Genomic DNA, 8,200 nt, shown 5'->3' with positions numbered 1-8,200 from the left:
CCCCTGACTCCACCCGCGTAAGATCTGCGGCAGCGTCAGATGGGTATAAGAGCCAGATCTGCTCCTCCCCCCCGCCTGCAGCCCCCCCGCCCTCCCGATGACATGCATCGCCACTTCGCCATCGACCCGCTGCAGGGCGATGTCGAGATGCCCGTGGTTCAGTGTCACGTTGCGCAGCGTCAGGCTCTGGAGGAATCGCGGCAGCACCGGCTTGTCGAATTCCACCGTGCCGCTGGCGGGATCGAAGCCAAGGCCCAGGCAGGCGCGCAGCAGGGCGAAGGGCGTGGTTGCCGCCCAGGCCTGGGGGGCGCAGGCCACGGGGTAGAGCGTCGGGCCTTCGCCGGCGCGGCGCGGGAAGCCGCAGAACAGTTCCGGCAGCCGGCGCTGCTCGGCGGCGGAGGCGGCGTCGAAGATCGCGGTGAAGACCCGGGCGGCTTCGGCATGCAGGCCGTAGCGGGCGAAGCCCTCGGCGATCAGCGCGTTGTCGTGCGGCCAGACGGAGCCGTTGTGGTAGCTCATCGGGTTGTAGCGCACCTCGCCCGAGGCCAGCGTCCGGATCCCCCAGCCGGAGAAATGCGACGGGTCCAGCAGGGTCTGCGCCACCCGCGCCGCGCGCTGCGGCAGGGCGATGCCGGCGAAGAGCGCGTGGCCGGCATTCGAGCTGCGCACGCGGCACGGCTTCTTCTCGCCGTCCAGCGCCAGCACATAGGTGCCGAGCTGCTCGTCCCAGAAGGCGGCGTCGAATTTCTGGCGCAGCTCTTCCGCGCGCTGCTCCAGGGCGGCGGCGCGGGCGCTGTCGCCGAAGCGGGTCAGGATGCGGGCGGCGGCCTGCCAGGCGGCATAGGCATAGGCCTGCAGCTCGACCAGCGCGATCGGGCCTTCCGCCATCCGGCCGTCGGCATGGGAGATGGCGTCGTGGCTGTCCTTCCAGCCCTGGTTCAGCAGCCCGTCGGCGCGCTTGCGGCTGTATTCCTGGAAGCCGTCGCCGTCGCTGTCGCCGTACTGGTCGATCCAGGCCAGCGCCGCCTTGATGTTCGGCCACAGCGCCTTCAGCGTGGTCACGTCGCCGCTGCGGTCCAGATAGGCGCCCGCCAGCATGACGAAGAGCAGCGTGGCATCGGCGCTGCCGTAGTAGCGGCGGAACGGCACCTCGCCGAGGATCGCCATCTCGCCCTGCCGCGTCTCATGCAGGATCTTGCCCGGCTCGGCCTCGGTCGCGGGGTCGAGCTCGGTGGCCTGGTTGGCGGCCAGGAAGCCCAGCACGCCGCGCGCCAGCGAAGGATCGTACCACAGCGTGTGCATCGCCGCGATCAGCGCGTCGCGGCCGAAGGCGGTGCTGTACCAGGGGATGCCGGCATAGGGGTAGGGGCCCTGCGGCGTCTCGGTGGTCAGCATGGTCAGGTCGGCGCCGGCGCGCCGCATCGCCTCGTTGAAGATGTCGTTGCTGCTGTCGATCCGGGCGTGGCGGGCCACATGGCGGCGCAGCCAGCGGCGGCCGTCGCGCAGCGCCTGGCCGAAGGCGATGCGCGGGCTGCAGGGCGCGGCCGTCCCGGCGCAGCGGATCTCGATGAACAGCGCCCGTCGCCCGCCGGCGGGGATGTCGACCAGGTAGCTGGCATGGCTGCCCTCCAGCTGGTCCGGCGCCGGGTCGAAGCGCAGGCGGGTCTGCCGCAGCTGCCCGTCCAGCCCGGTATAGGCCAGCGTCACCGCGTCGCGCTGCAGCGCCGGGCGGTGCATCTGGCCACGTGCTTTCCGCCGGGCGCCGCGCGCCTCGAACAGATCGGCGAAATCGGCGGCGAAGGACAGCTCCAGCCGGATGCGATGCGCCACCTGGTCGAAGTTGCGGATCGCCAGCCGCTCGAACCAGGCGCCCTGGTACAGGAAGCGGCTGCGGCGCAGGTGCAGGCGGTCATCCGGCACCGGCGCGGCGCCGGCCTCGGCCGGCGGCAGGTCGGGATTGGTCAGGTCGCAGCCCAGCGCCGCGTTGTTCTCCAGCAGGGCGGCGCTCAGCAGCATCGGCCGGGTGCCGTTCAGCCGCAGCGCGAAGCGCGACAGGTGGCGGGTGTCGCCGTGGTACAGCCCGGCGGCGCCGCCCAGCAGCTCCCCGGCATGGTCGGCCAGCGCGAAGCTGTCGCCGAATTTCAGGGTGGTGGTCCGCCCTTCCTGCAGCGAGGCGGTGGCGGCGACCGGGAAGCCGGCCTCGTCGATTTGCGGCCCTTCGGCGGGGGTCAGGTCCATGCCGCGTCTCCTGCGTCGTCGTCCCTTATCCCTCGTGACGGGTCACCGCTTGGTCAAGGCCGCCCTCCATCACGGAGTGTAAGGCCGAGCCTCCGCTGATGCATCCGGGTGACACATCGTCACCCACTGTCCCGGAGACGCCCCGGAACCGCCAAATTCCAGCCAATTTTAACTTATCTAATGTTATCACGAAAACGCGAGCAACGCGCCATGGCTCCGTCCAGGCTTGTTGCCCGCAGGGAAACAAGGTCGCGAGGACCGGAGCGTAAGGACCGATTGCATGGTGGCTGGAGCGGATTGGTGGCGGGGCGCGGTGCTGTATCAGGTCTATCCGCGCAGCTTCGCCGACAGCAATGGCGACGGGATCGGCGACCTGCCGGGCATCGAGCGGCATCTGGACCATATCGCCGCTCTCGGCGTCGACGCCATCTGGATCTGCCCCTTCTACGCCTCGCCCGGCCGCGACTTCGGCTATGATGTCTCCGACCACCTGGCGGTCGACCCGCAATTCGGCACGCTGGAGGATTTCGACCGGCTGCTGGCCGCGGCGCATGCGCGCGGGCTGAAGCTGCTGGTCGACCTGGTGGGCGGCCATACCTCCGACCAGCATCCCTGGTTCCGCCGCAGCCGCACCGGCCATGCGGCCCCCGAGGCTGACTGGTATGTCTGGGCCGATCCCTCGCCCGACGGCACGCCGCCGAACAACTGGCTGAGCGTCTTCGGCGGCAGCGCCTGGACCTGGGAGCCGCGCCGCCGCCAGTACTACCTGCACCATTTCCTCTCCACCCAGCCCAGCCTGAACCTGCACAACCCGGCGGCGCTTGATGCCCTGCTGGCGGTGGGCGAGTTCTGGCTGAAGCGCGGCGTCGACGGCTTCCGCCTCGATGCGGTGGACTTCCTGGCGCATGACCCGGCGCTGCGCCCCAACCCGGCGCGTCCCTTCAGCGGGCCGACGCCGGCCAAGCTGTTCGGCCTGCAGACGCATCAGCATGACATGCTGCAGCCGGGCATCGACCATGTCCTGGCCCGCATCCGCGCGCTGACCGACCGTTACCCCGGCACCACCACCCTGGGCGAGGTGTCCAGCCAGGACGGCGCCTTCGACCGCGTCCGCCGCTACAGCAGCGGCGACCGGCACCTGCACATGGCCTATACGCTGCGCCCGCTGCGCGGCGGCTTCGACCACGCCATCGCCTCCGCCCTGCTCGCCGAGGCCGATGGCCGCGCCGAGGGCGAAGGCTGGCCCTGCTGGTCCTTCTCCAACCACGATGTCGAGCGCGCCGTCACCCGCTGGAACCCGGCCGGCCGCGACGCCTCGCCCGACCCGCGCTTCGCCCGCCTGCTGGTCGCGCTGCTGCTGTCGATGCGCGGCAGCCTCTGCCTCTACCAGGGGGAGGAGCTCGGCCTGCCCGAGGCGGAGCTCACCCTCGAGCAGATCCGCGACCCCTTCGGCCTGACCTACTGGCCCGAATTCCGCGGCCGCGACGGCAGCCGCACGCCGATGCCGTGGCAGGCTGAGGCCCCCGAGGCCGGCTTCACCACCGGCACCCCCTGGCTGCCGGTGCCGGCGCCGCACCGCGGCCTGGCCGTTGACCGGCAGAATGACGACGCCACCAGCCTGCTGGCCCTCTGGCGCCAGGCGCTCACCTTCCGCCGGTCCCATCCGGCCCTGGTCCGTGGCGGCCAGCAGCGGCTCGACCTGCCGGCGCCGCTGCTGGGCCTGGTGCGCGACTATGCCGGGCAGCGCATCGTCGCGCTGTTCAACCTGTCGGACACGCCGCAGCGCTGCGCCCTGAACGCCGAGGCCGGCCTCGGCCCGGACTTTGGCGGGACGGTCGACAACGGCTACGCCGAGCTGCCGGCCTATGGCGCGCTCTTCGCCACGCTGGAGACGGCCGAGGTCACCATCCGCAAGTCTGAGAAAGTATAAAGAAGGGCCGGGGGAAAGAGGGCCCGCCCTCAGACCAGCCACAGAGAGATGGCGGCAGCGTGGACGCTGGCGAGGACATTGGCGGCTCGCCTGTCGGAGCACCGGGCGACGGCGCTTGGGGAGGATGGCTGCGGTCTGGCCGGCCGGGCGCAGCAGCACGTCGCTGCTGCTGATGTCATGCGCCCGGCCCGGCGTCAGGCGCAAGCTGATCGGATGGCCCGGCGCGCCGACCCGTTCGTGGTTTTTGCTCCTCAGTCCGCTTCGCGCAGCCGATGGCTTCGTCGGCGCAGTTTTGTTCGCCGCCGCGCCGTGTTGATCCGCCCGCAGGATGGTCGCGTTGACCAGGCGCCGGTTGTCCAGGCGGGGCGGCCTCCGCGGCCTGCCCGGCTTGGCAGCAGATCCTTGATCCGCTCCCACCGATCGTCGGGCAGACCATGGCGCCGCATACCGAAGGCCCATGAATCACGCCTGCGCCATGGTGGTCATCAGGACGTTGCGGGCAGACCCGATGTCCTACGACGCCTTTTCTTCTTGTCGCTCAAGCCAGCGCAGCGACGTGGCGCGCGGCCGCATGGCGGTTCACCGGGCGCGAGAGACCCGGATTCTCCCGCAGGGTCGATGCCTCACAGGCCATGCCGAGCGCCGAGGCGCGGGCGATCCTGACCGCCTCCGGCCGCCGGCCGCTGACGCATGCGACCGTCTGGGAGATGGAGCCGCGGCTGGAGAAAGGTGGCGCTGGCGGCACGCCGCGGTTTCGCGGCCACGGTGGAGGAAATCTATGCCGGCGACACCGCGGTGGCCGCCGCCATCCGCGACGGGCGCGGCAGGCCGCTCGGCGCCATCAACATGGCCGCGCTGCGCTCCCGCGTCACGCCGGAGGCGGTGGCGCGACGCCACGGCCCGCGGGCGATGGAGGCGGCGCCGTCGATCTCCCAGGCCTGCGGCACGCTGGGCGAACATGAAGGAAAAGTAATTAGTATGGTATAACATACCAAACTAAGCCTGGGCGCCGCCTTCCGGAGCCTTGCCGCCATGACCCGCCGCCTGTTCCTCACTGCCACCGTCGCCTTGCTGCCGGGCATGGGCCTTGCCCAGGAGGCTGCGACTCTGCCGACGGTCTCGGTCACCGCCAGCCCGGTGCAGACCGGCCAGGCCGGCAGCTTCGTGCCGCTGACCACGCTGGACCAGCCCGCCATCGCCGAGGCCGGCAGCCGCAGCCTGGCCGAACTGCTGGCGCAGGAGCCTGGCCTCGCGGCGACCAGCTTCGCCCCCGGGGCAAGCCGGCCGATCATCCGCGGCCTCGACAATTTCCGCGTGCGGCTGCAGGAGAACGGCTTCGCCGCCGGCGACGTCTCGGCCTATGGCGAAGACCATGCGCCGCCGCTGGACCCCTGGGCGGCCGAGCGGGTCGAGGTGATCCGCGGCCCGGCCTCGCTGCGCTGGGGCTCGCAGGCGATCGGCGGCGTGGTCAATGCCATCAACAACCGCATCCCGACCGCGCTGCCCGAGCGCGACGTGCAGGGCCGCGTCAGCGGCGGCAGGAGCAGCGGCAGCCGCGGCTGGGACGGCGGCGCCAGCGCCGATGTCCGCGCCGGCAACTGGGTGCTGCATGGCGACGTCTCGGGCCGCAAGGACCATGACTACCGCCTGCCTGGCGGCGGCGCCCAGGCCAACAGTTTTGTCCGCAGCGACGGGCAGGCGATGGGCCTCAGCTACATCGGCGAGCAAGGCTTCATCGGCACCTCGATCTCGCGATTCCGCAGCCTCTACGGCATCCCGGGCGGCGAGGAGGCCGAGCTCGGCACCGCCATCGACCTGGAGCAGACGCGCTGGGCCAGCCGTGGCGAATACCGCCCGTCCTCCGGTCCGATCCGCAGCATCGCCTATTGGCTCGGCTTCTCCCGGTATCGTCACGAGGAGATCGGCCGCGAGCATGAGGAGCATGAGGAAGGCGAAGACCACGCCCATGCCGAGGGTGGCCCGGTCGTGCATGGCGGCTTCCGCAACATGACCTGGGACGGCCGGCTGGAGCTGCAGCACCAGCCGATCGTCACGGGGATCGGTCCCCTGGATGGCACGCTGGGCGTCTCGATCGAGCGCGAGCGGTTGCGCACCACCGGCGAGTTCCTGGAGTTCCTGCCGCCGGCGCGGACGGATCGCTATGCCGCCTATCTGTTCGAGGAGATGCGGCTGACGCCAACCCTGCGCCTGCAGGCCGCCGCGCGGATCGAGGCTGTGCGCATCACCGGCGAGACCGCCGACTTCTCCGGCGGGCTGCTGCCGGCCGAGGCGGACCAGGAGTTGGAGAACAGTGGCCGCCGCCGCAACTTCGCGCCGGTCAGCGCCAGCCTGGGCCTGCTGCAAGACCTGCCCTGGGCGATGCAGGCGCGGCTGACCGGCGCCTATGCCGAGCGCGCCCCCAGCGCCGCCGAGCTGTTCTCCCGCGGCGCGCATGACGCCTCGGGCACCTTCGACATCGGCGATCCCGGGCTGCGCAAGGAGCGGGCCGTCAGCGCCGAGCTGGGCTTGGCGCGGCAGACGGGAAGCTTCCGCTTCGACACCAGCGCCTTCCTCTCCCACTTCGACGGTTTTATTTATCACGCGCTGACAGGGAACTCGTGCGGCGAGGAGTTCGCGTCGTGCTCAACGGGCAGCGACGGCGAGTTCATGCAATCCGCCTATGGCCAGCGCGACGCCCGCTTCTACGGCGTCGAGGCCAAGGCAGAGCAGGATCTGTTCCGCCTCGGCGCCGGGCAGTTCGGGGTCTCGGCGCGCTATGACTTCGTGCGCGCCGAATTCTCGGGCGGCGGCAACCTGCCGCGCATCCCGCCGCACCGGCTGGGCGGCGGCGTCTTCTGGCGCGGCGGCGGCTGGAACACCGGCATCGACTATCTGCACGCCTTCGACCAGAACCGCGTGGCCGAGGCGGAGACCTCGACCAAGGGATACGAGCTGCTGAATGCCCGCATCGCCTATACCGCGGCGCTGGATGCCGATCGCGCGCTGACGCTGGCCGTGGTCGGCAGCAACCTGCTGGACCGCGACATGCGCAACTCGGCCTCCTTCAAGAAGGACGAGGTGCTGCTGCCAGGCCGCGCTATCCGCTTCATGGCCAGCCTCGCCTTCTGAACGCTACTGCGCGGTCGCGCCCGAGATGCGCACCAGCTCGCCGGCCTTCTCCACTTCGGCGAGCTGGAAAGTCGCAAATTCCTCGGGCGTGCTGCCGACGGGCTGGTAGCCGAGCTGCTCCAGCCGCCCCTTTGTCGCGGGCTGGCGCAGCACCGTCGCGATGGCGGTGGCCATGCCGGCGACGATCGGCGCCGGGGTTCGGGCGGGGGCGAAGATGCCCTGCCAGGTGTTGAAGACATAGCCGCGCACGGTCTCGCCCACCGGCGGCACGCCGGGCAGGCTGGGCGAGGGGTCCTGGCGGGTGACGCCCAGCGCCCGCAGCTGGCCGCTCTGGACGAAGGCCATGGCCTCGACGATGGGGGTGAAGACCACATCGATCCGCCCGCCGACCAGGTCGGCGATGGCCGGCGCGCCGCCACGATAGGGGACATGGGTGAACTTCACCCCGGCCTGCTGCTCGAACAGCGCCGCGCCGAAATGCTGCGAGCTGCCGGGGCCGGCGGTGCCCAGGTTGATCTTGCCCGGATTGGCCTTGGCGAAGGCGACGAGCTCGGCGATCGACTTGTAGGGGGTGGAGGGATGCACCACCACGACGCAGGCATTGAGCAGCGTCAGCGACACGGGCGAGAAGTCCTTCACCACGTGAAAGCCCATCTCGGGGTAGAGGAACTGGTTGGTGGCATGCGTCCCCACCGAGGCCACCACGTAGGTGTAGCCGTCGGGCGCGCTGCGGGCGACGAATTCCGAGCCGATATTGCCGGCGGCGCCGACGCGGTTCTCCACCACCACCGGCTGGCCGAGCGGGCCGCCCAGCGCCTCGGCCAGGATGCGGCCGGCGGTGTCGGTGCTGCCGCCGGGGGCGAAGCCGACAACGAAGCGGATCGGGCGGGTGGGGGTCCAGAG

At 71.0% G+C, this 8,200-nt stretch carries 5 protein-coding genes; 3 read left to right on the top strand and 2 right to left on the bottom strand.

The window, feature by feature from the left end:
• The coding region (locus BKE38_RS25890; RefSeq protein ID WP_076960092.1) for an amylo-alpha-1,6-glucosidase at positions 1-2,238 on the bottom strand (2,238 nt) is incomplete at its 3' end.
• 280 nt (positions 2,239-2,518) lie between these two features.
• Between BKE38_RS25890 and BKE38_RS25885 the strand changes: the two genes are divergently transcribed.
• From BKE38_RS25885 to BKE38_RS25875, 3 genes are all read left to right on the top strand, one after another.
• Positions 2,519-4,168 carry an alpha-amylase family glycosyl hydrolase gene (locus tag BKE38_RS25885; RefSeq protein WP_207553678.1) on the top strand — a complete coding sequence of 550 codons (1,650 nt, stop codon included), beginning with the start codon at positions 2,519-2,521 and terminating at the stop codon, positions 4,166-4,168.
• A 729-nt stretch (positions 4,169-4,897) separates the two neighbouring features.
• Positions 4,898-5,155, top strand: coding sequence for an IclR family transcriptional regulator domain-containing protein (locus tag BKE38_RS25880; RefSeq protein WP_076960091.1), 258 nt, complete (start codon positions 4,898-4,900; stop codon positions 5,153-5,155).
• A 45-nt stretch (positions 5,156-5,200) separates the two neighbouring features.
• Positions 5,201-7,297, top strand: coding sequence for a TonB-dependent receptor (locus tag BKE38_RS25875; RefSeq protein WP_076960090.1), 2,097 nt, complete (start codon positions 5,201-5,203; stop codon positions 7,295-7,297).
• 3 nt (positions 7,298-7,300) lie between these two features.
• Here BKE38_RS25875 and BKE38_RS25870 read toward each other — a convergent pair.
• Positions 7,301-8,200: Bug family tripartite tricarboxylate transporter substrate binding protein (locus tag BKE38_RS25870; protein WP_076960089.1), on the bottom strand; the 900-nt coding region annotated here is incomplete at its 5' end.

Origin of the sequence: Teichococcus deserti (assembly GCF_001982615.1) — a bacterium.
Lineage (GTDB): Bacteria > Pseudomonadota > Alphaproteobacteria > Acetobacterales > Acetobacteraceae > Pseudoroseomonas > Pseudoroseomonas deserti.
This window is presented reverse-complemented; position numbering and strand designations above follow the sequence as displayed.

Coding starts and splice junctions, on each gene's coding strand:
- BKE38_RS25885 (WP_207553678.1), top strand. CDS start 2,519: ATGGTGGCTGGAGCGGATTGGTGGCGGGGCGCGGTGCTGTATCAGGTC.
- BKE38_RS25875 (WP_076960090.1), top strand. CDS start 5,201: ATGACCCGCCGCCTGTTCCTCACTGCCACCGTCGCCTTGCTGCCGGGC.